At 51.2% G+C, this 377-nt stretch carries 1 rRNA gene; it reads right to left on the bottom strand.

Annotated elements, in window-relative coordinates:
• Nucleotides 1-355: ribosomal RNA gene (locus V2154_RS24875) — 23S ribosomal RNA — on the bottom strand; the annotation flags it as partial.
• Nucleotides 356-377: the final 22 nt, after the last annotated feature.

Here is a 377-nt window from a genome sequence, read left to right on the forward strand (position 1 = left end):
AAGTGCATTTTTGTGTACGGGACTATCACCCTATACTGTGCGACCTTCCAGACGCTTCCACTAATGCACAAACTGATTCAGGTTCTGGGCTCTTCCCCGTTCGCTCGCCGCTACTGGGGGAATCTCGGTTGATTTCTTTTCCTCGGGGTACTTAGATGTTTCAGTTCCCCCGGTTCGCCTTGCATGGCTATGTATTCACCATGCAATAGTGTGACGTATCACACTGGGTTTCCCCATTCGGGTATCGTCGGGTATAACGGTTCATATCACCTTACCGACGCTTTTCGCAGATTAGCACGCCCTTCATCGCCTCTGACTGCCTAGGCATCCACCGTGTACGCTTAGTCGCTTAACCTCACAACCCGAAGGTGTTTCAC

It is taken from the genome of Ewingella sp. CoE-038-23 (genome assembly GCF_040419245.1).
In the GTDB taxonomy this organism is placed as follows: domain Bacteria; phylum Pseudomonadota; class Gammaproteobacteria; order Enterobacterales; family Enterobacteriaceae; genus Ewingella; species Ewingella allii.